A 26,802-nucleotide genomic window follows, 5' to 3' on the forward strand; every position below is an offset into this window, starting at 1 on the left:
CGTTTTATCTCTGCTAGTTTGCTTTGCAAACTAGAGGCGGTGCTGACCAAACCAAAAAGCCTCCCTTCCGGGAGGCTTTTTTGCTTTTAAATGGGTAAAACTCTGTATATATGGTTCAATTTCGAGTTTTATGATTTAATGTCATGCACGGCAATGACGCCTTGCTAGCATAGGAATAACTGTTTAGCAGCTGTTTTATTAAAACTCGGCATTCGGCCACATACTTTTTTTAGGAAAAAGACGCAGTGCAATAAAACACAAAAAAAACTTCCGTCTACTGAATAGAAAATTTGGACAGGCATTAAAGTTCGTAGGCTCGTTTATCCTTTTTATTGTTGACAGAAAAAGAAATTTCTTCTATTTTTATTGAGAACTTGCGACGCAAATGCTGTAAGTTTTCAGTATAAGATAAGGTTCAAATGGTAAAGCGAGATTTATATTTAAGAAAACTATTGAATTATATGTGGGACGGCCAAATAAAGGTAATCACAGGAATCCGCCGCTCAGGAAAATCCACGCTCCTGTTCGAGATTTTTTATGACTATCTGCTCAAAAACGGAACATCCCAAAACAACATTATCACTTTGCAGCTCGACAAGCGCAAATACGCAAAATACAGAAATCCTATAGTCCTTGCTGATTTCGTGGAAAACACAGTTTCTGCAAGCAAGGAAAAGTTCTATCTTTTTATTGACGAAATCCAGTTCTGCTATTCAGTTCCAGATCCGGACAATAACGGCTTTGAAATCACAGTATATGACATGCTGAACGAGCTTAAAGACTATAAAAATCTTGACGTCTATGTTACCGGCAGCAACTCAAAAATGCTTTCCAAGGATATTTCTACGGAATTCCGCGGACGTTCCTCTCAGATTCATGTTTTTCCTTTGAGTTTTGCAGAATACAACGAAGCGGTCGGAGGCGACAAGCGCGACAATTTTGACCGCTATATGATTTACGGCGGACTTCCTTATCTTTTGCATTTAAAGACCGAAGAGCAGTTCAAAGATTATCTTTCAAATCTTTTTGATGAAGTCTACATAAAGGATATTGTCGAGCGGAATAAAATTGAACGTCCGGATTTGCTGAACGACATTCTGAATTTGCTCAGCACATTTATCAGTTCCTTGACAAATCCGCTGAATATTACGAACAGCATAAAAAGCGTAAAAAATGAAAAGCTCAGCTCAAACACGGTAAGCGATTACATCGGGTATTGCAAGGATGCCTTTTTAATAAGCGAAGCCAAGCGCTACGATGTAAAAGGAAAGCATTATTTTGACTATCCGAACAAATATTATTTTACGGATATTGGCCTGCGGAATGCTCGGCTGGAATTCAGGCAGATTGACTCTGGCCATATTATGGAAAACATAATTTACAACGAACTGCTTGTGCGCGGATATTCTGTAGACATTGGAGTTGTTCAGGACAGGCGGAACGGTGCAAATGCTCAAAAAGAAATCGACTTTGTTGTGAACAAGGGCGACAGGCGCGTATATATTCAGTCCGCATGGCAGATGAGCACAACCGAAAAAATTGCAGCGGAACTTGACTCATTAAAACTTGCCAAGGATTTTTTTGCAAAGATAATTATCCAGAATGACATTCCGTCTCATTTTTCAGATAACGACGGAATAATCCACTGCAACCTGATAGAATTCTTGCTTCACCCGGAATTGATTCCGTTATGAAACTGCTTATATTACCGGTATTTATTGCCGCTCAATAAAATCAATCTCGGATTTGATAAAAAAAGCCTCCCAAAAGGGAGGCTTTTCGCATTACTAAGTCAAACGCAAATTGCGGATAGAATTAGAATGAAAGATTGAACATAACTGGGATGCACCATGCGAAGTTATCGCTATATTCAGTATCAGTTATAACATTCTTCTTGTTCTTGTATGCTTCAAATGCACTGAAGCCAGAGCCGTTTGTTGCTCCCTGGAAACCAATTCCAATATTTCCGTTGCTACCAATAGTCTTTGTTGCACCAACAAGGAATGAAACAGAATCATCATTTCCATCATATGTCCAGCCGTTCTTGCTGTATTTTGTTTCGCTTACATAACGAACATCAGCATTCAATGTGAGACCTTCCATGATTACATAGTCAACACCAGCACCGATTCCCCATTTTGGATCAAAGTCAGAATTCTTATAGAGTTTTACACCGCCAGCCATATTGAATGTGATAGCGTCAGAAACTTTATAAGAAGCATTCAATGCAATGTAAGCTTTGTTCTTGTATCCGCCCCAATCATCAAACTTATTAAATTTGAGAGTTGATTCATCAAATAATGTATCAGCTTTATAATCCTCATCAACAATATCAAACTTTGCACCAATTGCTAAATAGAGATTTTCAACTGCTGTAAGGTCAAATGCAACTCCAATTTTTCCTGTGTAGTCATATTTGCTGTTGCCAATTTTTGACTCATCACTTACGCCAGTCCAAAGAACTTTTAAAGTTCCAGTTCCGTCAATTGTATACGCCGCGCCAATCTGTGTTTTCTTATAGATGTCGTAAGCCTTGTTGCCTTTAACTTCTCCTGCACCTTTCAAGAATGGAACGTTTACCATAACTTTGAAGCCTTCAATTGGGAAGATTTCTGCCATAAAGCCGTCTCCGCCAATAGCGTCCATAATGCTGTCGTCACCATTGAAGAACAAGCCTGTTGTTGCTGATGGGCGTACCCAGTTCCATGCACCAAAGCCTGTGCCTTCTCTGAATCCGTTATCTCCGCCATCAAACTTACCAACAGAAAGCTTGAGCTGCTCAATTGGTTTAAGCCATGTTACTGTGCGGTCACCCATATTGATTCCTTCGCCAGCCTGGTTACGGATTTCAAATGTGAATCCTGCCATTCCGTCTTCAGAAACGCCATTTACTCCAAGAACTGCAGTACGTGCTACTCCGCCCCATGACTGTGTAAGACCTCCAAGATAGTCTTCTCCGTCATAAGCTACTGGAATAAGAGCAGAACGAAGCCATGCTCCGAATGTGATTTCTGCGAAAGCAGAAGTTGCTGTAAGTGCGGCAGCCGCTGCGACCGCGATAAGAGTCTTTTTCATCTCTTAGCCTCCTTATGTTTAAATCTTGGGGTTCCCAGGACATAAATTTTCTTTATTTATCTAGTCAAACTAGATAATGATAGGGGCGGTTCAAGTAAAAAATTAAACAAAAAATATCTTTTATATAGAAGAAAATCGGCTGCGTTATTGTTTTGTCCGGGCATTTTGGTATATTATGAAACTGTTTGAACTGGATTATCCAGGAAGAATCCTAATCGCCTCCTTGGGACTTGAGCCCGCACATAAGAATAGGACTTTGGCTCGACTACTTTCGGGCAGGATAGTCCCGTTTCAAACTTAAATCTTTAAACTCAAGGGGCAAATATGTACATAGTTGGAATCGACATCGCAAAAAAATCACATCAGGCGGCAATAATGAAGCCGGACGGAACTCTTGTGGGTAGGTCATTCAGGTTCACAAACACAAAGCAAGGGTTTGAGTTTCTTATGGACAAGCTTGCGGCGGTAGATTCTAGCCTTGAGAACTTTGAATTCGGAATGGAAGCCACGGGGCACTACTGGCTTAACTTGTACACTTGGCTTGCAGACAAGAACGCAACAGTTCACGTAATAAATCCGCTCCAGTCAGACGCTCTTCGAAATCTTTACATCAGAAAGACAAAAACAGACTCCGTGGACGCAAAAATAATCGCGCAGGTAATCAGAATCGGGCAATATTCTGAAACAAAACTTGCAGACGACCGTATGCTCATGATGCGCGACCTGTGCCGCCAGAGATTTTTTCTTGTGGATATGGTTGCAAACTTAAAGCGCAAGATAATTGTGATGATGGACAGAATTTTTCCGGAATACCAAGGATTTTTTTCGGATACGTTTGGAAAATCTTCTACTGCAATTCTTAAGCACTGCACAACCCCGGAAGAAATTACATTGTTTGGAGAAGACAATCTTGCCCAGCTTCTTCAAGTGGCTTCCAACGGAAAGTTCGGACTAAAAAAAGCCCAGGAACTTATAAGCCTTGCACGCAATTCTTTTGCAGCCCGTCTTTCTTCAAAGACACTTTCGCTTCTTGTAAAACAGATGATGGAGCAGATGGAGCTTCTTCAAAATCAGATTGAAATCCTTGAAAAGCACATTTCGTCGCATTTTAAGTCGTTTGGAACAAAGATTACGCAAATTCCGGGAATTGGTCCTGTTCTTGGAGCTTCCATTTTAAGTGAAATTGGCGACATAAGCCGTTTTGCAAATTCAAAAAAGCTATGCGCTTATGCTGGAATAGACCCTTCGGTAAAGCAGTCAGGTCAGTTTCTTGGGAACGAAAACCATATGTCCAAGCGCGGTTCAGGCTACCTTCGCAGATGTTTATGGATGGCTTCTTTTGTTTCCGTGAACCATTGCCGTGAAATAACGATTGTTTACAAGTCGCAGGTTTCCAAGGGCAAGACGCATTTTCAGTCAATGGGATTCGTCTGCCACAAGCTGCTCAACATAATCTATACAGTTTTAAAAAATGACATAGACTATAGTCCAATGCTCTGTATAAATCCCGCTATCACAGCAAGAACTTCCCGCCGCATAGCAAGAGCCTCCCTAAAAGCCCGATAAAAAATGTATTTACTGATTAAAATAGATTGCCCGGTCAAGCCGTGGAATGACAATTATTTATAAAAGTAATAGTAAAAACACCAAAGCAGGTTCTTAGGGCGGCAGCCCTAAGCGTTGCAAGGAAAGGAGGGTGGTATGGAGGGAGGAAAACCTACGCTTACGAATTAGTTGGTTTTCCTCCCTCCATAGACTTTAGCTGCACGTAATGTTAAAATAGTTATATATATGTACACACGAGATTTGCAGGAAATTCCTCCGTCATTTGTTCAGAACGGGCGGCCAGTGTTTGGTACGTTCCGGGGGCATCCTAAGCGTTTTGACATCCGCGGAGTTTATAGGCCTTATGGAGTAATTCCGCTTCCGACTTTTATAACAAACCTTCGCATAAAGAGCCGCCTTATATTTTCGTTCAATATCGGGGAATATATCGGGCGCATAAGTTTTATAGACGCAAAAATTGCTGGATTTTCAGAAGTTGTGTTTTGGAACAAAAATACTTCTCAGCGTTTTGCTTATCATTCGCTCATGGGGCCAAGAAAGAGGCTTATTCCGCATAACCTTGAAGCGGCTTCAACTTCAAACTACAGCAAACGGCGTTATACAAGAATCAGTTGGAACAGGGAGCAGAACAGGCTTTCTGTTATATTTGACTTGAAGGGAGATTCTGTGCGTCCTTCCGCGCGTGGAGCTTTTTCCGCAGTGTTCAACGATGCCCAGTTTGCAGAGCTTACTTCTGTGCGACCAAATCCTACTTTAAGACGAAGCTATGCAAGCTACAATTCTGTTCTTCCTTTGCACGGCTCTCTTACTCTTGCCTACAACAGTGGCGAAACCAAAACCATGTCGGAATCCGATGGGGTTTGTTCGTTCGACATGACGCGCACCTATATGAAATTCCGCTCGCATGGAAAATCTGTGCTTGGATTTGGAGAAGTGAATGGAAAGAAAATTGCGTTCAAGCTTGCTTCTGAGTCGCATGAAAGCGTGGACACGGACAAATACAACTGCAATGTTCTTTTTTACGACGGAAAGGCTACTCCGCTTCCGCCTGTTGTTATTTCGCATTATTCAGGCATGAACAAAAAGTGGGTCATTCAGGACACAGAAAACATGGTTGATCTTACATTTACGCCTGTTTCAATCTGCGTTAACAACGTAAATGCGTTTATTGTGCGCAGCGTGTACCATACAATATACGGCAGCTTTGAAGGAACTTTAATTACTGCAAGCGGTGAAAAAGTTTCATTCAAATCTCTTGCAGGAATTTCCGAAAATTACTTGATACGTCTTTAAATTTTTGCAGTTCTTGAGGAGTATTTATGGAAAATGAGAACCGCCCAAAGCGGACACTTGAACCCGGCACGCTTGACAAAACCCGGAAAAATATCGGACCAATAGATGCTAATGAGGCTCTTTTTATGCAGAAAAAACTTGGCGGTGAAGTTCTCCGCGAAAAATTATCTCCAGCGGACTATTCAAACATGCCGGCAAACAGGAGAAGGCAGGATGTTGTGGTAAAAGCGTCTGGAAGATCTGCTTCGGATATTTCGTCTCAAAGCGCGTCGTTCGGCTCATCGTTTTCTTCGGCGGCTGTGGGCGGAATAAAGGCTTCTGCAAAAAAAATACGCACGGACGATGATTTGCCTGAGATTTCCGCGCATGACTTAAAGCTTATGGACAAAACCATGATGGCTCCTGGCTGTGATATTAAGCCGGACTTTGGCTTGTTCAACTTCTTCTATAGAATGTCTGCCAAGAACCGCGAGCGTGTGCAGAAAAAATTCGGTGAATACATTGTGCGCCGCCACGTTGACCACATTCAGTCTTTTATCGGAACTATAAAAACATTTATTCAGATTTCCCCGGATGTATACAAAGCCAAAATCGCTACAGAAACCGACCTTAAATTTAAGTTTCTTAGAACCGTTGGCAAGTGGACACTCCGCGACATCAAGCTTCTGGCAATGGATGTTGAAAACGCTTCGGACTATCTTACAGTTCCTATGCTTATTCCTTTTGTGCGGGCGGTTTACAGGCAGCTTCTGACCGTTTACTATATTGGCGAGCAACAGGTTTCGCTTTTAATAAAAGACATTTACACGGATCTTGCTGAATTTCCGAATGCGGACAAAGCAAAACTTCAGACTTTGGTAAAGCAAGGTGTAACGGAATGGCTTTACGTGCATGACCAGATTATTCAGGGAATGTATCCTCTTTTAATGAGAATGTCTTCCGATGAATTTGTTGAGTTCCCGGATTTCTTTAAAGTCAAAATTGTAGAAATTCTTAAATTCCTTGGAATTTCAAAGTTCGACCTTCTTCTTCCTGAAAAAAAGAAAAAAGAAAAAAAGCAGGAAGAGGCACAAGAAAAGAAAAAGCAAGAAGTTCACCATATTGCAGGCGAAAAAAACGAAATTGTAAATATGGGGCTTAAAATTCTTGACCAGCTTTTTCCGCAGGCAGGATTTCTTCACTTGGAGCGGCATCCAGATTTGTTCCCGTACTTTAATCCAATTTACAATTTTGAAGACGGATTCAACGTTATTGCGCCTGAAAATCCTTTGCAGGTAACGATTGTTCTTATTTTGATTATCGAGGATTTCCTAAAAGGCTGCCGGAACATAAAGTTCAATATTGAAGCGGACGAAAAACTTGCCGCCTATCCGGACAAGCTTGATTCTGCAATGGAAGACTGGGCTTCTTATTATGAAGATTTGTTTGCAAAAAAGCTTGGCGACTATTTGCGTTCCTATGTGAATTCAATTTACTCGCAGAAGGAATATGCCCAGAGTAAATTCGGCAAGGAAAACTTGAACAACATTTTGTGGCGCATAAAATTTTATTTTCTTCCAAACTACAAGTTCAACGCTCCGGTTTTGCAGAAGCCCGTAAATGATGCAAAGTACAGACCGCTTGCCGCCCGAACTGACTACATTAGAAGCGTTCTTACGGCTCTTGTCCGCAGAATCGATGAGAATTCCGCTGGAAAGAAAACTGTGCTTGGCGTTTTGAATCCATGGGACCGTTACACGTTCGATTTGCCAAATGCGGTTTCAAAAAGAATTGATGTGCTTCTTGGCGCAAAAAGAGATGACGATGTTACAGCCGCCACAAATGCGAATCTTATAAAGTACACGCTTTGCACTGTTTCAGTTTTGGACTGGTGGATAAACAATCCTTCAAGCCCGGCTTACGATGCGAATTCTTCCAAGCTTTACCGCATTTCAGAAAAAGACGGAGGTCCTTTGTTTTCTGTTCCAGAGCGTTCAGACCAGAATCAGCTTTTTGCAGAAGGCGTAAAAAAGGCAATCGAAGCAAAACGCAGCAAATAGCGTGGACAATGGCATGGGAATGTCCTAAAAGTATCTTTTTTGTCATTTTCGGGTTTGACCCGAAAATCTAAATGTATATATTGCAATCATTTAGAGATTGCTAACTGAGTTTGCCATGCAAACATCGCAGTTCAAGCACGACAATGACATTTAGAACTTATTAGACAGCCCATCTATTGGAATGTTATAGCAGATTCCCGTGTCATAAGCACGAGAATGACACTTTATTTAATAAAAAGAGGTATTTATGGCACATTGCATTGTTCCTGCCGCAGAAGAAATTTTGGACAAGGAATTTCAAGTTTTAGACAAAGGCTTTGTCCGTCTGGTTGACTATTATGGCAGCGACTCAAGAATCGTACAGGCGGCCCGTGTTTCCTATGGCGAAGGAACAAAAACTGTAAGCCAGGACGGAGCGTTAATAGATTATCTTTTGCGCCACCAGCACACTTCTCCTTTTGAGCAGGTTGTTTTTACATTCCACTTGAAAATGCCGATTTTTGTAGCGCGCCAGTGGGTTCGGCATAGAATGGGCAGAATGAATGAAGTTTCCGGCAGATACAGCATTATGAAAGATGAATTTTATGTTCCGGAAAATTCGTGCATTTCAAAGCAGTCAACAAATAACAAGCAAGGCCGCGGAGAAGCTTTTGAAGAGCAGCAGGCAAAAGAATTTCAGGCTGAATTTATTGAAGGCCAGCAAAAAGCCTACGAAGTTTACAAAGACATGGTTGAAAAAGGAATTGCAAGGGAAATTGCCCGCATAAATCTTCCGCTCGCATTGTACACGGAATTTTACTGGCAAATGGATTTGCATAATTTGTTCCACTTTTTAAAGCTCAGGCTCGACAGCCATGCCCAGTATGAAATCCGCTTGTACGCAGAAAAAATTCTTGAGATTATAAAAACTGTTTGTCCAATGGCAGTAAGTTCATTTGAAAATACAATGGAAAAAGCGGTTTCGTTTAATGGCGAAGAAATGGAAGCTTTGCGCAAAATTTTGAACGGAGAAGAAAATCCTATTCAGGACGAAAAGAAACTGAAAAGGTTCAACGAAAAAATCAAGACAGGCGTTCAGCTTTAAAAGAAAAAGGCTGTTCAAAATTTCATTGAGCAGCCTTTTCAAAAATCTATTCTATTATTTCTGCTTCGACTTCAGTTGGAGAATATTTCCATTCCCTAAATGCGAATATTATTCCAGAAACTAAAATTAGAACTCCAGCGGCTCTTACAAGTTTTACGCCAAAGTCGGCAGGAAACATAAAAAGCAAAACTGCAATAAAAATTGAGCAAATGGCTTCTGTTATAAACGGAGCGGAATTTTCTGTTCCGCCAACCAAAATGAATTGTGCAATCGCCGACAAAAGCAAAAACACAGCCTGAATATAAAGAAAAATCCGCACAATTTTTTGAATCATGCTGAAAAATGCGAACGGAAGAATTACTGCGAGAATTCCAACTAAAATTCCTGCAATGCTTTTTATAATTAAAGTGCGTTCAAAATAAGGCGCAAACGAAAATCTTTTTACTTTTAAAATAGAATTGATTCCGTTTACAATTGCGCCGATTCCAATCAGAATTACAATTGCCTCAATGCTTGACTTGGGATTTATAACAGCCAAAAGTCCGACAACTGCGCTTAGGATTCCTAAAAAAATTCTTGGATTCATGCTCCCTCCGAATGAAAATGTTACTTGAATTATAGCATTTATTTATAATTTGCAAAATAGCAAAACTGCTTTTATAATAGAAGAATGAAGTTTGTTCAGAATTTAATTGAATATTACGATGAGCTTTTTAAAGTTACAGAAGCTCAAAAAAAATTATATATGGAATTATGTGAAAACTTTAGCTCGCCTGTCAGGTTTTTGAGAGCTTTTTGCGGCTCTGGGCTTTTTGAAAGTTCGCTTTCCAAGCAAGGGCATGATGTTACAGGAATTGAAAACTGCGAAGAGCTTTTGCATACGGCAAATTTGCGCCGAAGAAACCAGTTGATGTCAATCCGTTTTTTTCAGATGGAAGCAGAAGACATGACGAAATTTTTAGGCAAAAATTTTTACAACATTGTTTCTATTTTAAACAGCCGCTTGCTTTTTTTAGGCGGAAGAGAAAAAATCAGGCAGTTTTTCTTTGACTGCAAAACTCTTATGTCGCCAGACGGTTTTCTTGTCATTCAGTGCATCAATTTTGAAAACAGAAAAGATGAAAAGTTTTTTCAGCTTAAATGCCGTGAAAGTGTGAGAGCCAAGCTTTTTTCTGAAGTAATGACTGCACAAGACGAATCCAAGCTTTTTTCCATGAACCTTGAAACTGGCAACGGCAAGCTTCTTCCTATAGTAAAAGATATTCCGATTTATCCTTTGCTTCCTTCCGAAATAGAAGATTTTGCAGAAGACGCAGGTTTTAAAAGCGCAGATTTTTTTGCTGACTTTGAAAAGTCCGAATTCACAGGAAATGAAGAAGAATTTATTGTGGTTTTAAAAACAGAATGACACTTTGTTAAAAAAAATGATTACTTAAATGTCATTCCCATGCTTAACATGGGAATCTATGTTTTAGAAGATACTCCGGTCAAGCCGGAGTATGACAATAAAATTATTAAGCAATCACAAAGTGTTAGCTAAATTTTATTTCTGAAATTTAATTTTAACGTCGTAGCCTTCAGAAGTCCACTTTGGATCAATGTGCATATCCAAATCAGCATTGAGAGTAATCGGCTTTGTGAATTTGTACGAGCGTTCTGTTTCTTCGCAGTCAAAAGAAATGCTTACACCGGAAGTGCTTGGGCGAATTTTAAAGTTCTCTACATTTGAATCGTCAAAAGTGAAAACTGTTTCTCCACTAGAAGCTTTTGTAAGAATAATTTTTCCGTCTGCATTGAAAGTCCAGTTTGCATCCCAGTTTTCATCCTGCCAAGTTCCCTGAATGTCCTTCAAGTCAAGAGCGAACATTCCCGCAGTTCCCATAACAAGAGCCGCTGCAATTGCAAAAATTTTTTTCATATTTCCTCCTATAAAGTTTACATTGCCTTTTTCAGTATGCTTCCAAAATTTTTTAAGTAATCTATAAACGAAACATAAGCCAAAATTACACAAACAACAAAAAATGCCTGGCCTATGTGAAGCAAAAGTTTCATGTCCAAGTTCCAAGCCGAAGCAAGCTCTGTGCGAACAAATGCTTCCTGTATTAAAGCTACAAAGCATGAAGCCACATAAAATACAGTTTTAATTTTTCCGCCTTTTCTTGCCGCAATTGCAGTTCCTTGTTTTGCCGCGACCATTCTTAAAAAGTTCTGGCTGAATTCCCTGTAAAGAATCAGAACATAGCAAACGACCGGCATATATCCAGAAAAAACAAAGCAAGTGAACATTGAAAGATGAAGAAAAACATCGGCAAAAGGATCAAACATTTTTCCAAAGTCGCTTACATCATTCAGCTTGCGTGCGTAGTGTCCGTCAAAATAATCTGTGAGTTCCGCAAATGCAAGAAGTGGAATCGCAACGCAAATTGAAGCAATGGCAACAGGACTTCCGTTTTCAAATCCAAGCCAGACTGGAATGTTATATATTATAAAAATTATTGGCGCTAAAATAATCCTGGAAAGTGTGAATTTATTTGAAATTCTCATAATAAATTCATTATAGAAGATTTTTGCTGTTTTAGCAATAAACGTTTTTTTATGCTTAAAATCTACACTGTTTTTTTGTGGTAATGACTTTTTGGCGGAATTTGAATATAGTAGGAAAAATATGGCGAAAAAATCTGTTGTTTACAAATGCTCAAAGTGCGGCTACACTCAACCTGCCTGGCTTGGAAGATGTCCTGAATGCGGAGAATGGAATTCTCTTGAAGAGTGCATTTTGGATTCAAACGCTCCAAAATCATCTTTAAAATCTGACGGAACAGTTTTAAAAGCTAAGCCAGTTCCAATGCAAAAAGTTTCGCAGCAAAATAATTCGCGGATTTCAACTGGCAATGAGGAATTTGACCGTGTGCTTGGCGGCGGAGCAACAAAGCGAAGCGCAATTCTTGTTGGCGGAGAACCAGGAATAGGAAAATCAACACTTCTTTTGCAGGCGGCGGCAAGTCTTCTTCCCAAAGGAAAAATTCTTTACGTTAGTGGAGAAGAATCCGCAGGGCAAATAAAAAGCCGAGCAAACCGCTTGAACCTTGAAGCCGGCTCTTTGGAAATTTTATGCACAATGCGGCTTGAAGACATTCTTGATGCGCTTGACTCGCTGAATCCTCTGGTTGTCATTGTGGATTCAATCCAGACTGTTTATTCCGTGGAAGCAGGACTTGTGCCTGGAACTATAACGCAGCTAAAATATTGCAGTAACGAGCTGATTGGATGGGTAAAAGAAAGGGACAGCGTTTTGTTTATGACTGCCCATGTTACAAAAGACGGAAGCATTGCCGGTCCAAAAAGCCTTGAGCACATGGTTGACACAGTTTTATCTTTTGAGCGGACAAGCGATGAAGTTAGATTTCTGCGCGCTCAAAAAAATAGATTCGGATCTGTTGATGAACTTGGTCTTTTTGAAATGGATGAAAAAGGACTTAAGTGCGTTTCAGACCCAAGCTCGCTTTTTATAACACGAAGAAAAAAAGAAACTCCAGCCGGAATTGCTTGCGCTAGCGTTTTTGAAGGAAGCCGGGTTTTTATTGTTGAAATTCAGGCATTGACTGTTCCTGCAAAAGCCGCTGTAAACCGTGTCTATTCAGAAAAAATTGACTCGGCAAGAGTGAGCAGAGTTGCTGCGGTTCTTGAAAAAAGGCTTGGAATAAAATTCAGCGATCAGGATATTTATATAAATGTTGCCGGTGGAATAAGGCTTTCAGAAAGCGCGATTGACGGAGCATTGGCAGCGGCTCTTTATTCAGCAAGAACAGACATCTCGCTCCCGGAAAAAACTGCAATTGTAGGAGAAATAAGCCTTGCCGGTGAAATCCGTCCTGTTACAAAACAAAAGCAAAGGATAAAAGCTGCGTGGGACCTTGGCTTTCAAAAATTTATTGTTCCTGAATCCGAGGCTGGAGCAACACAAGTAGAAACTATAAAGGATCTTATAAAATGTCTTTTTGTGGAAAGTAAATAGCCCAAATATTGAAACTATCATTATTGGGCGCGCTAATTTGTCATTGCTGGATAATTTTATTGTCATACTCCGGCTTAATCGGAGTATATCCTGAAATACGTCTGACCAAGGTACGCTTACGCTCAAGACTTTGACTCAGCCGTTTTTAGATTTTTGATAAACCCTAAATAAAAATTCCCGTGTCAAGCACGGGAATGACAGCTAATCAATTAATTTTATAAAACTAAAACTTTGCTTTTCTAAGTCTTACTTTTTCTATGTCTTCGCAGAAAAGCTCGCGCAAATCGTTAAGACCCAAAGCCATCAAAGCCATTCGGTCAATTCCGATTCCCCAAGCAAGAACAGGAACATCAACGCCCATTGCCTTTGTAACTTCCGGTCTGAAAATTCCAGAACCGCCAAGTTCAAACCAGCCAAGCTTAGGATGCTTTATGTGAACTTCAATTGAAGGCTCCGTGAACGGGAAGTAGCCCGGCACATATTTTACATCTGTTGCGCCTGCAATTTCCACTGCGAACATTTCAAGGAATCCAAGAAGAGTCTTTAAATTTACTTCTTCTCCAAGAACAATTCCTTCTGTCTGGTAAAAGTCGCTCAAATGAGTTGCGTCAACTTTATCATAGCGGAAACATCTTGCGATTCCAAAATATTTTCCAGGAATTTCCGCCTTATGAAGCTGGTGCGCAGAAAGAACTGTTCCCTGGCTTCTCATAATCAGGCGGCGTGTAAATTCGTTGTCAAAGTTGTAGTTCCAGCCACGGCTTCCTGTGTTTCCGCCGTTTCTGTGGACTGCCGCAACATTCGAAAGGTACGGCTCTTCAATCGATTTTGCGTGCGTTGGATATTTCAATCTGTAAACATCGTGAATGTCGCGAGCCGCATGGAACTGAGGCATAAATAAAGCGTCTCCGTTCCAGAATTCAGTTTCTACAAGCGGACCGTCAAATTCTTGAAATCCGAGAGAACAAAGCTTGTCTTTTACTGACTCTAAAAATTGAACGTAAGGATTTGTGCGGCCCGGAATTATGCGTGCCGGCGGAATTGAAATATTGTATCCGCGGAAAGTTCCTTTTTTCCATTCACCTGAAGCAAGCATTGACGGAGTTATTTCTCCAATTTCATTTCCGGTGATTCCTGAATTTCTAAGAGCATCAGCCACGCCTTTGAATGCTTCTGTAAGTTTATAAATTACAGTTTCGCGCTCAATAGTTTTAAATGGTGTTTCTGAAATTCCGCGTTTCTTTGTAAGTCCGCCCATTATTTCAATTTCGGACTTTGTAAGATTTGCGGCATCAAGCTGGCAGTTTTCAGCTTCGGAAGCTTTTTTTATAAGCGATTTTGCTACAGCGAATCTTTCAGGAAGCGGCTCTCCTGTGTATTCGGCTTTTTTTTCTGCGTTCATGGCAAGAACATTGTCTTTGCTAAGCGAACCGAATGCCGAGCCAACATCTTTGTTTTCAATTCCAAGAGCAGCTGCAATTTCTGGCAGACGTTTTGGACCGTTTTCCTTTAGATAGGAAACAATTCTTTCTTCTGCAAAACCGTCTTTAAAAATCTTGCGGCCAAAATCTGTAAGCTCAAAATATGTGTGCGGAGTTCGGGAAGTTTCTGCCAAAAGTTTTTTTCCGGCAAGCCAGCTGAACGCCTGGTTCGCATGACCTTCCTTGTATCCTAATTCAGTCTGAAGCCTTGTTGAAGTAAGCTCGTCTTTTAAGCTGTAATGAAGAAGAACTTTTGTTTCAAGCGGATGAAGATTTTTAATTAAAGTTTTTAAGTCTGCCAATTTTATATGCACCAAAAAATTCCGGCTGCAAAACCTGTACTGCAAACCGGAGCAAAATGAAAATCACCTAACAGGTAAGTGAAAATAACTGTTTAAAAAATTATTTTGTAAAGATAACTTTTGAAGTGTACGTTGCCATTCTTACGCCCTTGTCATCTTTAAAATATTTTTTTCTGTCTTTCTGTGCGTAAGTATAGTGCTTAAACTGATTTTCTGCGGCGAAATCTTCGTAAACTGCAATTGCAACATTCATTGCTTCGCCTAAATCAAAGCTAGACTGCATGCAAGTATAAGTGAAAATAACTTCGCCAGTGAGCGGTGTAAATTCAAGCTGAAGAGTTACGCTCTTAGCTTTTGGATGCAAGCTAGAATATTTGTCTTCTATAGGAAGAACTTTTGTCTTTGTGTCCGCATAGCTGTTTGCAGCTTCCAGTGGATCTAAAGCCATCTTAGTTTCTAATGATTCTTCCTGCTGTGCAAAAACTGTTCCTGCTGCAAGCATAATTGCTGTTGCCAATATAAATATCTTTTTCATGCGATACCTCCTTTCAAGTAGCGTCAATAGTAAGTATACGGAACTATTCTATCAGTTTCCAAGAAAAAATCAAGGTCAACTTCATAGCGTCCGTTTTTTATGAAAATTCTTGGGTCGCGGATTAAAAGCAAAGTTCCAGAAATTTCCTTGGGTTTGTTTTTTTCCATTGTGCGCCAATATTCTCTTACTGCATTTTTTGCCGCATTGCTGCACGCCTGCTTTATTCCTTCAAATCCGTCTTGAACAGAGGCTGAGCCAGAGCCTTTTACTTTTGGATGAATTATAGAAGTCCATCTTTTGTATTCGAGCTGCTGGGCTGAAGTTCTGTTACAGTAAACCCAGCTTAAGAGTTTTCCGTCCTTAGGAAGTGGATTGTGATATTCAAGGCGATTTATAGAAGAATCAAATTTTCTTACTTCGGAAAATTCCCAGTATTCTTGAACTCCGCGTTTTTTGTCATAAGGCGTGTAGTCAAAATTCCAGCCGTACAAAAGTCCTTCCATTAAAAAAGGCGCAACCTGCTTTGTTCTTTCAATTGCAAATCCGTACAGTTTTTCAAAGTCGGATTTTTCTTCCTGCTTGGATTGCGATTTTTGCTCTTGAACTGAATTTTCGTCTTCAAATTTTCCGGGAAAAGAATCCAGTTCCGCCCAAACTTGAATTCTAATCTGTTCATTCTGCAGCGGAGCCTGGCAAAAAGCATTTACGCTAAATAAAAACAGAACGCAAAAAAAAAGCAGTTTTCTTATCTCCATGCGTCTTTCCATACTCTTAAAGGATGAATTCCCATTCTTGCAATAAAGTAAATCCAAGCGACAGCAAATCCTGCCAAATGCGCAAGATGTGCAATTCCTGAACCATCGGAAATTTGGCTTATAATTTCAATCAGCGCATAGACAAAAACAAGCAACGGAGCAGCCACAGGAATTATTCCCCAGATATAAATCACATTCCGCGGAAAAATAACGGCATAGGCAAAAAGCAGCGCGTAAACAGCTCCGCTCGCCCCCACAAGAAGAACATTGATTCCAAAAAAACGATACAAGAGCGTAGAAATAATCCCGTCAAGAATTCCGCACAAAAAATAAAAAAGCAAAAATTCCTTAGAGCCAACCGCGCGTTCCACGGAAATTCCAAAGAAAAACAAAGCCAGCATATTAAAAAGAATGTGGCTCCATCCTGAATGCACAAAAAGATAAGTGAACGGCTGCCAGTAATAATGAAGCAAAATGCCAAAATACGACATTCCAAGATAAACTTGAAGCCGCGGAAAAATCATTGTCAGAAAAAAAACAACTAGATTTAAAGCAATTATTATAGAGGTCGCATTAAAAAAAGTATAACGGAAAGGTTTTCGGATTATATTCATGAATTTGATTTTTCTAATGCAGATTCTGTTTCTTTTGCGGAATCTGAATTCTGTGAAGAAGGATCAAAAATGGTAACTCTGTTTCTTCCAGTTCTTTTAGAAATGTAGAGAGCTTTGTCTGCTTGATCTACCAAAATTTTTGCAGAGCGAACAGGATTTGTTTCTATGTTGAACACAGAAATTCCGCCTGAAATTGTAATCTGCATATTGTGGCCTTCATAAAAAACCGTTGTCTGTTCAATTCGTTTTCTTATGCGTTCTGCAACAAGCATTGCCTCGTCTTTTCCTGCGTTGCACAAAAGAACTGTAAATTCTTCTCCGCCGTATCTTGAAGCAAGATCTCCTTCCCTTGTGCTGTCGCTTATAATTTCTGCAACTTTTTTTAGAACATAATCTCCGCAGGCATGTCCGTAAGTATCGTTAAACTTCTTAAAGAAATCAATGTCGAACATTATAACGCTTAGTGTCTGCTCATTGGAAAATGCCGAGTCAAGTTTGTCCTCAAGAATGTTATAGAAATAAAATTTTAGGCGAAGCTTTGTCATCATGTCGGTTGTGGACTGGTCAATCAAAGACGCATTGTGAACCGCAACCGAAGCAAGAGAAGCAATTGTCTGAATTTCATTTCTTTCGTAAGTTGTGTAGTCAGCAGAAAGATTTTCCACAAAAATTCGCTCGCCCATAACAAGAATTCCGTTCAAATGATTTTTCAGCATAAGCGGAACTATCAGCGACGGATTCAGCGATTCTATGACTTTTATTTCTTGAGATTCCGGGAATTTTTCAGAAAGCTCACGCAAATCAAAAACGGCTGAAGAACTGGACAAAAATTCAATGAGCGGAGAATCTATGCTAATTTTATATTCAATTGTTGGGTCTATGGCGATTCCCGAATAATTTTCCGAAAGCTTAAAATATTCGCTGCCGAATTCTTCTGAAATAAAAAGTCCCGCACCTGTAACGCGCATCTGAGCCATCGCCACATAAAGAATCGATTCAATAAGCGGAGAAAATTCGATTGTTGAACAAAATGACTTTGAAATTTCAAGCATCTGCTGTAAATCGTAAATATGCTTTTCAAACTCGGCAATAACTTGTTTTTCTTTTGCCGCTGGAGTTTGAGTCTTTGCAGAAATTGCTTTCTTTTTAGCCATTTTATTTCTTCTCTATATTTCCGATTATAACATAATTCTTCATTATTTCAAGAAAAACTTTCCACTGGCCGTTTTGGTTTTCCATGCAGTCGGAATTGTCTCTGTTTCTTGAAGAAATCATAAGAACCTTTAAATTCGTTATAACCTCGGAACTTGGTTTTTTGGATTCGATAAGAATATCGTTTATTTTTTTGTAAAGCTGAAAAACATTTGTTGTTTCCGTCTGAATCAGTTCTTTTGCCTGCCTGTTGATTCTGTCGATAAGGTTTTTCAGCGTTGATTCAAATGTCGCATCTTTGTGACTGTCTCTTATAAGCGAAGTGATGTTTGTTTCATCGAATTCATTTCCGCGTGTAAATTTGGACTCGAATGCGTTTATTCTTTCAAGCGAATCGTTGCAAGTAAAAACAGCAGAAGAAAATTCAGACTTGTACGCAGGATTATTGAAAAAACCTTCTATTACAATGTCATTTAAAAGCGGCTTTACGTGCTCTTCATAAAAAACTGAAATAAAATTCTTTAAAAGCTGAAGCGGAGTAATCCAGGCAAAAGAAAACGGCGTGCTTTGTCTAAGCTGAAAATCCAAGTCCTTGCTGTAGCCCTGAACTGCCGCAAGAGGCGCACCACCAAAAATTTGCTTTATTTCATTGTTTATTGCCGCGTCTTGAATTTCGCCTTTTAAACGAGCTTCGTCTGTGCGGAACCGTGTTTCAAGATAGTCAGCGTATTTTTGCCTTGAATTTCCGTTGTAAACCGCGCGTTCTGGAACAAGCTCGTAGTTTTTCTTTGAAATTCTAATCATGCAGGAAAGAATTTCCTTGGTAAAAATGTGCTTTACAATGTACTGAATTTTTTTGAAATTTTCTTTTAAACTTTGAAGTTCCCTGTCTGAAATTTTGCCGCCTTTTTTCAGCCTGAAAAGTGCAAGAACCGCATTGTAAAGCGAATTTGTAACGTCCATTTCCGCAATCACAAAATACAAGTCCAGCAAAGAATTTTCCAGCAATTCAATAGGCACTGGCTGAAATTCCGGTGTGTAGGAATCTTTTGTGCTGTAGCTTGGATCAAAAAGTTTAAGAGCCGTTATGTAGCTGAACTTGCAAATGTCATTCAGCTGTTTTATTTTGTCCAAGGTTTCTTCAATTTTTATAAATGCAGGAGAATTCAGTTCCTTTTCAACTTTTTCAAGCTGCCTGTGCTCACTTTCAAAATGCCGGATAAGCGACTGGGCTTCCATCGCGCTTTTTTTTCTATTTTCATAAGAAAGAAGATTTTCAAGAATTTCCCGGGCCTCGCTGTCAAATCCTGTAAAAATAAGTTGCTCTTCAAAGTGCCGGCTTGTATCTAAATCTGTGGAACAGTAAGTTTCAGAAAGAATATCAAAAATTGGAGCTGTGTTTACAAAAAGCACTCGCAAAGCTTCTGCAAAATCAGGCATTACAAGACCGTTTTTGTAAAGTCCAGGCGCAAGGTTTTTCAGCTCAGATTCAATTCTTCTAACTGCCTGTCTCTGGAGGCTTTCTGGTGATGTAGGAGAAAATATTGTTTTGAAAAACTCTGCAATTATTTGAAAAAGCCCCATAATAAGTTATTTTATGGATAAACAAGGATTTATTCAAGTGCAGTAAAAATGTGTTTTGCGCAAAAGTTTTTCACAAAAACTGCTTAAAAAGTTCTTCGTAGTCTTTTATAGAAACTGAATTCACAATTTGCTCTCTTAGTCTTGCGCCGCCTTTTATTCCTGAACTATACGCGCAGAATTTTTTTCGCATCAGCATACAAGCGGCTTTCTCTCCGTGCTCTGCGACATTCATTTTAAGTTCGCGAAGACCTGCTTCAAGCCGTTCTTTTGGAGTTTCTGTTTCGTATTCTCCTTCTAAAAGAAACTGTTTTGTTCTTTTGAATAAAAAAGGATCTCCCATTGCGCCTCTTGCAAACATCACGGCATCTACGCCGGTCTGTTCAAGCATGAGTCTTGCAGTTTCCGGACTGAATGCGTCTCCACTCCCAAACACAGGAATTCTTTTTGCAACAAAATCAACCAGCTGCTTTTGAATTTCCCAGTCGGCTTTTCCGGAATAGCCTTGGGCTTTTGTCCGTGCATGAATCGTTATTGCATCTGCTCCGGCTTTTAAAGCTGCGTCTGCGCATTCTTTCCATGTTATATTAGAAGAATCCCAGCCACTGCGGATTTTTATTGTTACAGGAATATTGCCGCGTTCTGGATGCAATGAAGTATATTTAATAGAAGATTCTTTTACCGCCTTTACTATTGAATAAAGACGTTCTGGCTCTTTTGTAAGCACACTGCCTGCTCCGGTCTTTGTTATTTTGGGAACAGGACAGCCGCCGTTTATGTCTATGCAATTGCAATCTGTTTTTTCAAGGACAATTTTTGCAGCTTCTGACATTGTCCGCGCATTTCCGCCGAAAATCTGAACACAGTAAACTTTTTCATTTGGGGCACGGCGCATAAGAAGTTCTGTTTTTTTGTTTCCGCGCACAAGAGCTTCCGCAGAAACCATTTCCGTGGTGCAAAGAGAAGCTCCGTATTCAATGCAAAGCGAACGGAACGCCATGTCGCTGTAGCCTGCAATCGGTGCTAAAAAGAGATTTCCGTCTAAATGAAGAGCTCCAATGTCTACTGAATGGTAAAGTCTCATTCTTCCGGCAAGTTAAAGACTTTGCAGCTGTTTGTCCAAAGCTGGGCAGAAAGTTTTTCCAAGTCCGTTTCAAGCATTTCCGCCAAAAATCTTGCGGTTGAAGGCAAATACGCTGGCATCGTTCTTTTTTTCTCGCGGAATTCGGCCGGAATCATAAAAGGGCTTTCTGTTTCCAAAAGAATTCTGTCTAGCGGAATATTAAGAACTGTTTCATGCAGGTTGCGGGCGTTTCTGTAAGTCAGGTTTCCTGCAAAAGAAAAATAGACATTCATTCCTGCGTCCAGGCATTTTTTTGCATAAGGAGCGTCTTCACTGTAGCAATGGAAAATCGCGCCTTTTTCCGGCAATCTGTCCTGAAGAATTTCAAATATGTCTTTTCCGGCATCGCGGTTATGGATTATGACTGGAAGATTATGCTTTTGGGCAAGTTCCAGCTGAGTTATAAAAAGCTCAATCTGGCGGCGTTTATCTCCGTACTGCTTAAAATAGTCAAGTCCAGTTTCCCCGATTGCAACAACATTCGGAAGTGAAACACTTTCTTCTATTATCTTAATCCAATCTGCGCCGGGATTGTTTACTTCCGAAGGACCAACTCCAACGGCATGGTAAACACCTTTCTGCGATTTTAGAAAAGCATATTCTTTTTTAAAGTCGAGAATGCTATTGTTTATGCTTATAATTCTTGTAACGCCGGCTTGTTTTGCCTGCTGAATAACGCTAATCTGTCTTACAGGGTCGTCGTAAATCAACCCTATATGGGCGTGAGTATCAAAAAACTGCATGGCTTTTCCTTAAAAACTTGAAAGACTTTTCTAAAGAAGATTCCCTAGAAAATTTTAATATTTTTTAATTAATTATCCGATATATTATTAATAAGATAACATAGGAACGCCTTGAAGTCAAATGTAATTTGCCTTAGGTTTTACCAACGAAGTCCGTTTGACAGCATAGACGTCCTTTGATATACTGTTTGTTCGGTAATTCGGAAGTGGTTTTAAAAGTCAAGTTTTGAAGCTCTTTTGCTGCTTTTCGGATAAAGTTTTTTACGGAGATTTTTGTGGCGCGTTCTCGCAAATACAAGAGATTAGAAAAAAATATAGTTTCCCGTATTATGCATGCCTTTAGACTTTTCTTTATTTCTATAGGCAAGGTTTGCGCAAATGTCATAAAATTCTTTGACGGAAAACTTACTTTGATGATTGTTCCGCATTCGCAAGGAAAAGTTTTTAGCGTGCAGACAAACGTTTTTGCGCTTGTCCTCGGAATTATTCTTGCAGTTGGAATTACAGGCTCGTTTGTTTACTTTAATCAGAAAAACGCTTCTTCCGGACTTGAAATTTCACGGCTCAGAGACGAAAACAGAGAAACTCTTGCAAGCCTTGACGAGCTTAGAGACGAAAACAACAATCTTCTTCAGACTGCAAAAAAATTCCAGTCAACTTTAAGCCAGTCTCTTTCACTTTTGGGAATAAACCAGAACACTGGAACTTCAAAATCAGCCGGAAAAAATTCAGATCTTTCATCTTTGTTTGACACGCAGGATATAACTTCAGGCTCTTTAAAGGAAACTTCCGACATAAAGCAGCTTACGGCTTATTTGGAAAGCGCAGTTCGCCCAGTTGAGCAGATTGGAAAAATGCTTGAAAACCAAGGTGCGCTTTTTTCTGACATTCCGAATGTCTGGCCTGTAAAAAATGGAATTGGACATATTTCCATGGAATTTGGACAGAATATCCATCCAATCACACAGCAATGGTACATTCACAAAGGCCTTGACTTTAGTACTTGGAGGCAAGGAGATCCTGTTATTGCAACTGCAAACGGTCAGGTTGTTACAGTTGCCTACGATGACAGCTTTGGTCTTAATGTAATAATCAAGCACAAGCACGGAATTTACACACGTTACGCCCATCTTGGCACAACACGCGTAAAGAAAGGCGACATGGTTGCTCAGCGCCAGATAATTGGAACAATCGGAAACACAGGAATCACAACAGGACCTCACCTTCATTACGAAGTCCACATAGGTTCAGATGTAGTAGATCCTGCAAAATACATCAACGTAAAATAATATGGCTATTTTTAACGACAATATTTCCATTAACAGCATCCTTGGCGCAGGCTCTTCTGTAAAAGGCGATGCCAAAATAAACGGATTTGCTCGTATTGACGGCGATATTGACGGAAACATAGAAGCTAGCGGAAATGTTATAATCGGCGAAAATGCCAGAATCCGCGGAAACATAAAAGCAAAATCCATAACGGTTATAGGCGGAATTGTTTTAGGCGACATTGTTGCTCCGGACTTTATAAAGCTTCTTTCCTCAAGCGTGGTGATTGGAGATTTGCAGACAAAAAAACTTGTCTCAGAAGAAGACGTTGTGCTGCACGGCCACTGTATTTCGCTTTCTGACAGTGCGGAATTTGCATCCGCAGTTTCACGGCAAGAAAACATGAAGGCAATTTCTTCAATGTCCATAAGGATTTAAAATGGAAGTTGAAGGCACATCCTCAAGCCTGTATTTTTCCGCAGCAGCTTCAATAGCAAACGCTCAGGCTCAAAAAGCCCAAAAAGACGAAAAATCACAAAAGACAGACAAAGCAAGACGGAAACTTTTTTCCAGCGCAATGGAAAAGGCCCGGGAAGAATTCGCTCTGCAAAAGGACGGATTTCCCAAGGAAATTGCGGGGCTGGACACGGAAGATGCGGCAATCTACTTAAAAGATCAGGCTGACATGGCGGCGGACCGTCTAAAGGAAAAGCAGACCCCAGAAGAATTTGCTGACTACAGAAGAAAAGTGTCGCAGTTTTTAAGATACCTTGCAAAAAACAACTTTGAAGTAAAAAAAAGAGAACGGCGCGGATTCACAAGAAAAGGAAAGCCACTTGATCCGCAGTTCAAGATTGTGGTCATAAATCAGAAGCTGGACGAAATGGCAAAGTGGCTTTTAAGTTCGCACAAAGAAGCGTTCGCAATGCTTGCCCGTGTAAACGAAATCAGCGGTCTGCTTGTAGACCTTATGGCGTCATAATTGATAAACTAAGACAACTGGAGTTTTTATGTCTGATATTTTTGAAAACGATATATATGAAGAAAATGAAGATCTTGCCTCTCTTGAAGACTCGCAGGAACCAGAAAACACCGACTCAAGGAATTTTGTTTTTCCCAAGGAACTTTATAAGCTTAAGCTGGTGTATTCATTTGAAGGAATTTACGCCACGTTTCCAGGCGGAAAGCTGAATGACGGCGACAAAGTGATTGTTCCCACACGCTACGGGCTTGACCTTGCAGAAAATCTCGGGGTTTCTAAAGTTCCCATAGGAATAAAACCGGGCGATGTTGTGCAGATTTCGCGCAAGGCAAACAATGACGACCTTGAAAAAGCTTCTTCACTTGCAGAAACTGAAAAGTCTGCATTCAAGGTGTTCCGCGAAAAAGTAGAGCATCATCATTTGGACATGAAGCTCATTTCCGTGCATTTTCTTGTGGGTGAACAAAAAGCCTTGTTTTTCTTTTCCAGCGACAACCGGGTTGACTTCCGCGAGCTTGTAAAAGACCTTGTTTCAATCTTTAAAATGAGAATTGAACTGCGCCAGATTGGAGTGCGCGATGAATGCCGAATTACAGGAGGACTTGGAGTATGCGGACGGCCTTACTGCTGCAACAGCATAAGCGACAAACTTCGGCCTGTAAGCATAAAAATGGCAAAGGAACAAAACCTAAGCCTTAACTCCATGAAAATCAGCGGACAGTGCGGACGCCTTTTGTGCTGCCTAAGCTATGAGTACGACTGGTATTCCGAAGCGCGCAAAAAACTCCCGAACGAAGGCATAAGGCTTTTTTACGACGACACAAACTTCCGCGTAATTGAAGTGAACCCAATAACTTCCATGGTAAAAATGCTCGGTGAAGACGGACGCGTAATCGAAGTGAACGCCAAACGGTTTGTCCGCGAAGGCAACAGATGGAAAATCGGAAATTAAAAAACTGAAAGAACACATAACTGTTGAAAATAAAAATGATAGGGAATATACTTAAATCCATATCAAAGAGGTTTTTATGCTTTTAGTTGACAAAAATATAAAAGAACTGGTTTTGCAGGAAAAACTTATTGTTTCAGGTTATAAAGAAGAAAATCTAAAAGGAATTGCCTACGAACTTTCTGTTGATTGCATATATGACTCTCAAAAAAACAGCGTTTTGTCTTTTGAAATGAAACCTGGAGACGTGGTTTACATAAAGACGAATGAAGAAATAGAACTTCCGCCTCAACTTACCGCTCGGATTGTTGAAAGAAATTCAGTTATGAGAATGGGACTTAAAGTTGACGGTCCTCAGTATATTCCGGGGCACAGAACATTCTGCTTTTTGCGCGTTCAAAATATTTCTGATTCCGTTCTTACAATTGCCAAAGGATTCGGAATTGCACAGGTTGTTTTTGAAGAGCTAAAGGAAATTCCAGAGCAAACTTACGACAAGCAGCATGACGCTTCATTCAGAAACGAAAAAGATTTTGTAGGGGTTGGAAAATATCAGCCTGAATACGACAAGCTTATGAAAGAATATAAAGACGCAAAAGAAGACCTTGAATCTTTAAAAGAAAAGATTTATGGAAATGTTCTTACAATAATGGGTGTTTTTGTTTCAATTTTTACACTTGTAAGCGTGAACATTCAGGCATTTGCAAGAGAAACTATTTCTAAAAATCTAATAGCCACCGTGAATCTTTGCCTCCTTACTTGCATTGCAACTTTGCTTGGGTTTGTAATGCTTATTGTCAATAAAGGCAAGAAAAAATGGTTTAGCGCAGTTTATACTGTGTTCCTTATATTGCTTGCCTCTTCAACAATAATTCTTGCCCTGCTTAAAAACTGATTTTTTAGCTGAAAACGTGCATTTTTTGATAATTTTCTGCAATTAAATATGCGGAGGATTTATGAAAGAAATGCATGAACTGACTCCCGCGGAAAAATGGGAGCGAGCGACACTTGCGGACAACTTTATCTTTTGCAAGGTAATGACGGCAAACCCGGACTTGTGCAAGGAATTACTGGAACTTCTGCTTAACATAAAAATTGAGCGGATTGAAATTCCTGTGGCTGAAAGAAGCTTTAAAGTTGACTACGATTCAAAGGGAATCCGATTTGACGTCTATGTAAAGGACGGAACCGGACGTTGCTTTGATATTGAAATTCAGACTACAAACAGAACGAATCTTGCTAAGCGCGCAAGGTACTACCAAGGACTCATGGACGTTGACAGCCTTGTTTCCGGCGCGGATTACAGCGAGCTTAATGAAAGCTACGTGATTTTTCTGTGCATGGAAGACGCTTTTGGAAACGGACTGCCTGTGTATGATTTTCATCAGGTTTGCAAGCAGAATTCTGAGATTTTATTAAACGACGGAACTCACAAAGTCTTCTTTAACGCTTCAAAATATGATAAAATGCCCACGGAAAGCCTAAGGGAATTCTTTAAATTCCTTAACGGACTGAACGCGGCCTCGGACTTTACAGACCAGCTTGAGCAAAAAGTGAGGTACGCCAAGACAAATGCGCAATGGAGGCATAGGTTTATGACGTGGGAACAGGAAATGCGAATCCAAGTAAAAGAAAAATCCGAACAGCTTGCAAAAATCATAGCAAAAGAAATGGTTGAAGACAGGGTTAATGCCATGAGAGCAGATATAGAAAAAGAAGCTAAAGAAATGGCAAATGAAATTGCGGAAGATAGAGTTAATGCCATGAGAGCAGATATAGAAAAAGAAGCCAAGGAAATGGCAAAGTCTATGGCAACAGAAATGGCTGAAAAAATGGTGGAAGAAAAAACTGCTGCCATAGCAGAAGAACAGGCAGCTGAAAAAGTTGAGGAGACTGCAAAAAATATGCTTGCGGAAAAGATTGCGCCGGAAGTGGTTGCAAGGTGCACTGGTCTTTCTTTGGAGCAGGTGAAAAAGCTTGCCAGTGAAGCGTAGATTCCGCTAAAGAATTCCGCGGAATTTGCCGAAAATATAGCGTTGCTTCTACAAACCGTAGGCACTTCGAAAGGTTACAAAAATTTAATTTTTTTTGTTGACTTATAGATTGTCTTGGGGTAGAATAACGATATGATATCGTATGGTATCGCAAAAAATAAGGAGGCTAAGAGATGAAAAAGACTCTTATCGCGGTCGCAGCGGCTGCCGCACTTACAGCAACTTCTGCTTTCGCAGAAATCACATTCGG

The 26,802-nt window shown here is 40.1% G+C and carries 25 protein-coding genes; 13 read left to right on the top strand and 12 right to left on the bottom strand.

All coding sequences use genetic code 11. The annotated features are described in order from the left end of the window. Positions 1-419: 419 nt before the first annotated feature. Positions 420-1,694, top strand: a complete 1,275-nt coding sequence (locus B3209_RS05120) for an ATP-binding protein (protein WP_296690052.1) — start codon at positions 420-422, stop codon at positions 1,692-1,694. 121 nt (positions 1,695-1,815) lie between these two features. Here the strand turns inward: B3209_RS05120 and B3209_RS05125 are convergent, their stop codons facing one another. After that, complete coding sequence (locus B3209_RS05125) at positions 1,816-3,075, bottom strand: porin (protein WP_296690054.1); 1,260 nt, start codon at positions 3,073-3,075, stop codon at positions 1,816-1,818. 324 nt (positions 3,076-3,399) lie between these two features. On the opposite strand from B3209_RS05125, the gene B3209_RS05130 reads away from it, so the two are divergent. From B3209_RS05130 to thyX, 4 genes are all read left to right on the top strand, one after another. Next, positions 3,400-4,641: an IS110 family transposase gene (locus B3209_RS05130; RefSeq protein ID WP_296690056.1), complete on the top strand. Its 1,242-nt coding sequence runs from the start codon at positions 3,400-3,402 to the stop codon at positions 4,639-4,641. Between the two features lie 225 nt (positions 4,642-4,866). Beyond that, positions 4,867-5,934 (top strand): DUF2804 domain-containing protein, encoded by a 1,068-nt coding sequence (locus B3209_RS05135; RefSeq protein ID WP_296662373.1) that lies wholly within the window; start codon positions 4,867-4,869, stop codon positions 5,932-5,934. A gap of 26 nt (positions 5,935-5,960) precedes the next feature. Continuing rightward, positions 5,961-7,973, top strand: a complete 2,013-nt coding sequence (locus tag B3209_RS05140; protein WP_296690058.1) for a hypothetical protein — start codon at positions 5,961-5,963, stop codon at positions 7,971-7,973. 247 nt (positions 7,974-8,220) lie between these two features. Further along, positions 8,221-9,057, top strand: coding sequence for an FAD-dependent thymidylate synthase (thyX, locus tag B3209_RS05145; RefSeq protein ID WP_296662369.1), 837 nt, complete (start codon positions 8,221-8,223; stop codon positions 9,055-9,057). Between the two features lie 46 nt (positions 9,058-9,103). Here the strand turns inward: thyX and B3209_RS05150 are convergent, their stop codons facing one another. Then, complete coding sequence (locus tag B3209_RS05150; protein ID WP_296690060.1) at positions 9,104-9,643, bottom strand: DUF308 domain-containing protein; 540 nt, start codon at positions 9,641-9,643, stop codon at positions 9,104-9,106. Between the two features lie 84 nt (positions 9,644-9,727). Here B3209_RS05150 and B3209_RS05155 point away from each other — a divergent pair, with 84 nt between their 5' ends. After that, on the top strand, positions 9,728-10,465 hold the full coding sequence (locus tag B3209_RS05155; protein WP_296690062.1) for a class I SAM-dependent methyltransferase: 738 nt from the start codon (positions 9,728-9,730) through the stop codon (positions 10,463-10,465). 135 nt (positions 10,466-10,600) lie between these two features. Here the strand turns inward: B3209_RS05155 and B3209_RS05160 are convergent, their stop codons facing one another. Both B3209_RS05160 and pgsA read right to left on the bottom strand, forming a co-directional pair. Beyond that, on the bottom strand, positions 10,601-10,975 hold the full coding sequence (locus B3209_RS05160) for a hypothetical protein (protein WP_296664494.1): 375 nt from the start codon (positions 10,973-10,975) through the stop codon (positions 10,601-10,603). 17 nt (positions 10,976-10,992) lie between these two features. Further along, on the bottom strand, positions 10,993-11,601 hold the full coding sequence (pgsA, locus tag B3209_RS05165; RefSeq protein WP_295799807.1) for a CDP-diacylglycerol--glycerol-3-phosphate 3-phosphatidyltransferase: 609 nt from the start codon (positions 11,599-11,601) through the stop codon (positions 10,993-10,995). Between the two features lie 121 nt (positions 11,602-11,722). Between pgsA and radA the strand changes: the two genes are divergently transcribed. Then, positions 11,723-13,072, top strand: coding sequence for a DNA repair protein RadA (radA, locus tag B3209_RS05170; protein ID WP_296690064.1), 1,350 nt, complete (start codon positions 11,723-11,725; stop codon positions 13,070-13,072). A gap of 223 nt (positions 13,073-13,295) precedes the next feature. Here radA and B3209_RS05175 read toward each other — a convergent pair whose 3' ends face one another. The 8 genes from B3209_RS05175 to B3209_RS05210 form a co-directional block, all read right to left on the bottom strand. Then, complete coding sequence (locus B3209_RS05175; RefSeq protein WP_296664296.1) at positions 13,296-14,855, bottom strand: phenylalanine--tRNA ligase subunit alpha; 1,560 nt, start codon at positions 14,853-14,855, stop codon at positions 13,296-13,298. A 100-nt stretch (positions 14,856-14,955) separates the two neighbouring features. Next, complete coding sequence (locus B3209_RS05180) at positions 14,956-15,390, bottom strand: hypothetical protein (protein ID WP_295800574.1); 435 nt, start codon at positions 15,388-15,390, stop codon at positions 14,956-14,958. A 23-nt stretch (positions 15,391-15,413) separates the two neighbouring features. Continuing rightward, positions 15,414-16,145, bottom strand: a complete 732-nt coding sequence (locus tag B3209_RS05185) for a hypothetical protein (RefSeq protein ID WP_296690066.1) — start codon at positions 16,143-16,145, stop codon at positions 15,414-15,416. Beyond that, complete coding sequence (locus tag B3209_RS05190; protein WP_296664638.1) at positions 16,136-16,759, bottom strand: rhomboid family intramembrane serine protease; 624 nt, start codon at positions 16,757-16,759, stop codon at positions 16,136-16,138. Before B3209_RS05190 ends, B3209_RS05185 begins: the two co-directional genes overlap by 10 nt. Continuing rightward, the gene (dgcA, locus tag B3209_RS05195; RefSeq protein WP_296690069.1) at positions 16,756-17,913 is read right to left on the bottom strand and encodes a diguanylate cyclase DgcA; all 1,158 of its coding nucleotides are present in this window, start codon (positions 17,911-17,913) and stop codon (positions 16,756-16,758) included. The genes B3209_RS05190 and dgcA overlap by 4 nt, the downstream gene beginning before the upstream one ends. Before the next feature lies 1 nt (position 17,914). Continuing rightward, positions 17,915-19,495 carry a DUF5312 family protein gene (locus B3209_RS05200; RefSeq protein ID WP_296690071.1) on the bottom strand — a complete coding sequence of 527 codons (1,581 nt, stop codon included), beginning with the start codon at positions 19,493-19,495 and terminating at the stop codon, positions 17,915-17,917. Positions 19,496-19,565: 70 nt separating this feature from the next. Beyond that, entirely contained in the window at positions 19,566-20,576 is a 1,011-nt protein-coding gene (gene dusB / locus B3209_RS05205; RefSeq protein ID WP_296690073.1) for a tRNA dihydrouridine synthase DusB, read from the bottom strand. Continuing rightward, entirely contained in the window at positions 20,573-21,358 is a 786-nt protein-coding gene (locus B3209_RS05210; protein ID WP_013702422.1) for a TatD family hydrolase, read from the bottom strand. Before B3209_RS05210 ends, dusB begins: the two co-directional genes overlap by 4 nt. A gap of 275 nt (positions 21,359-21,633) precedes the next feature. Here B3209_RS05210 and B3209_RS05215 point away from each other — a divergent pair, with 275 nt between their 5' ends. From B3209_RS05215 to B3209_RS05240, 6 genes are all read left to right on the top strand, one after another. After that, the gene (locus tag B3209_RS05215; RefSeq protein ID WP_295799009.1) at positions 21,634-22,647 is read left to right on the top strand and encodes a M23 family metallopeptidase; all 1,014 of its coding nucleotides are present in this window, start codon (positions 21,634-21,636) and stop codon (positions 22,645-22,647) included. 1 nt (position 22,648) lies between these two features. Beyond that, the gene (locus tag B3209_RS05220; RefSeq protein ID WP_296690075.1) at positions 22,649-23,065 is read left to right on the top strand and encodes a bactofilin family protein; all 417 of its coding nucleotides are present in this window, start codon (positions 22,649-22,651) and stop codon (positions 23,063-23,065) included. A gap of 1 nt (position 23,066) precedes the next feature. After that, complete coding sequence (locus tag B3209_RS05225) at positions 23,067-23,609, top strand: YaaR family protein (protein WP_295799000.1); 543 nt, start codon at positions 23,067-23,069, stop codon at positions 23,607-23,609. Positions 23,610-23,637: 28 nt separating this feature from the next. After that, positions 23,638-24,561 carry a PSP1 domain-containing protein gene (locus B3209_RS05230; RefSeq protein WP_296690078.1) on the top strand — a complete coding sequence of 308 codons (924 nt, stop codon included), beginning with the start codon at positions 23,638-23,640 and terminating at the stop codon, positions 24,559-24,561. A 76-nt stretch (positions 24,562-24,637) separates the two neighbouring features. Continuing rightward, positions 24,638-25,453, top strand: a complete 816-nt coding sequence (locus tag B3209_RS05235; protein WP_296690080.1) for a dCTP deaminase domain-containing protein — start codon at positions 24,638-24,640, stop codon at positions 25,451-25,453. Positions 25,454-25,514: 61 nt separating this feature from the next. After that, positions 25,515-26,552: an Rpn family recombination-promoting nuclease/putative transposase gene (locus B3209_RS05240; protein ID WP_296690082.1), complete on the top strand. Its 1,038-nt coding sequence runs from the start codon at positions 25,515-25,517 to the stop codon at positions 26,550-26,552. The last annotated feature ends 250 nt before the right edge of the window (positions 26,553-26,802 follow it).

Origin of the sequence: Treponema sp. UBA6852 (assembly GCA_002449305.1) — a bacterium.
In the GTDB taxonomy this organism is placed as follows: Bacteria; Spirochaetota; Spirochaetia; order Treponematales; family Treponemataceae; genus Treponema_D.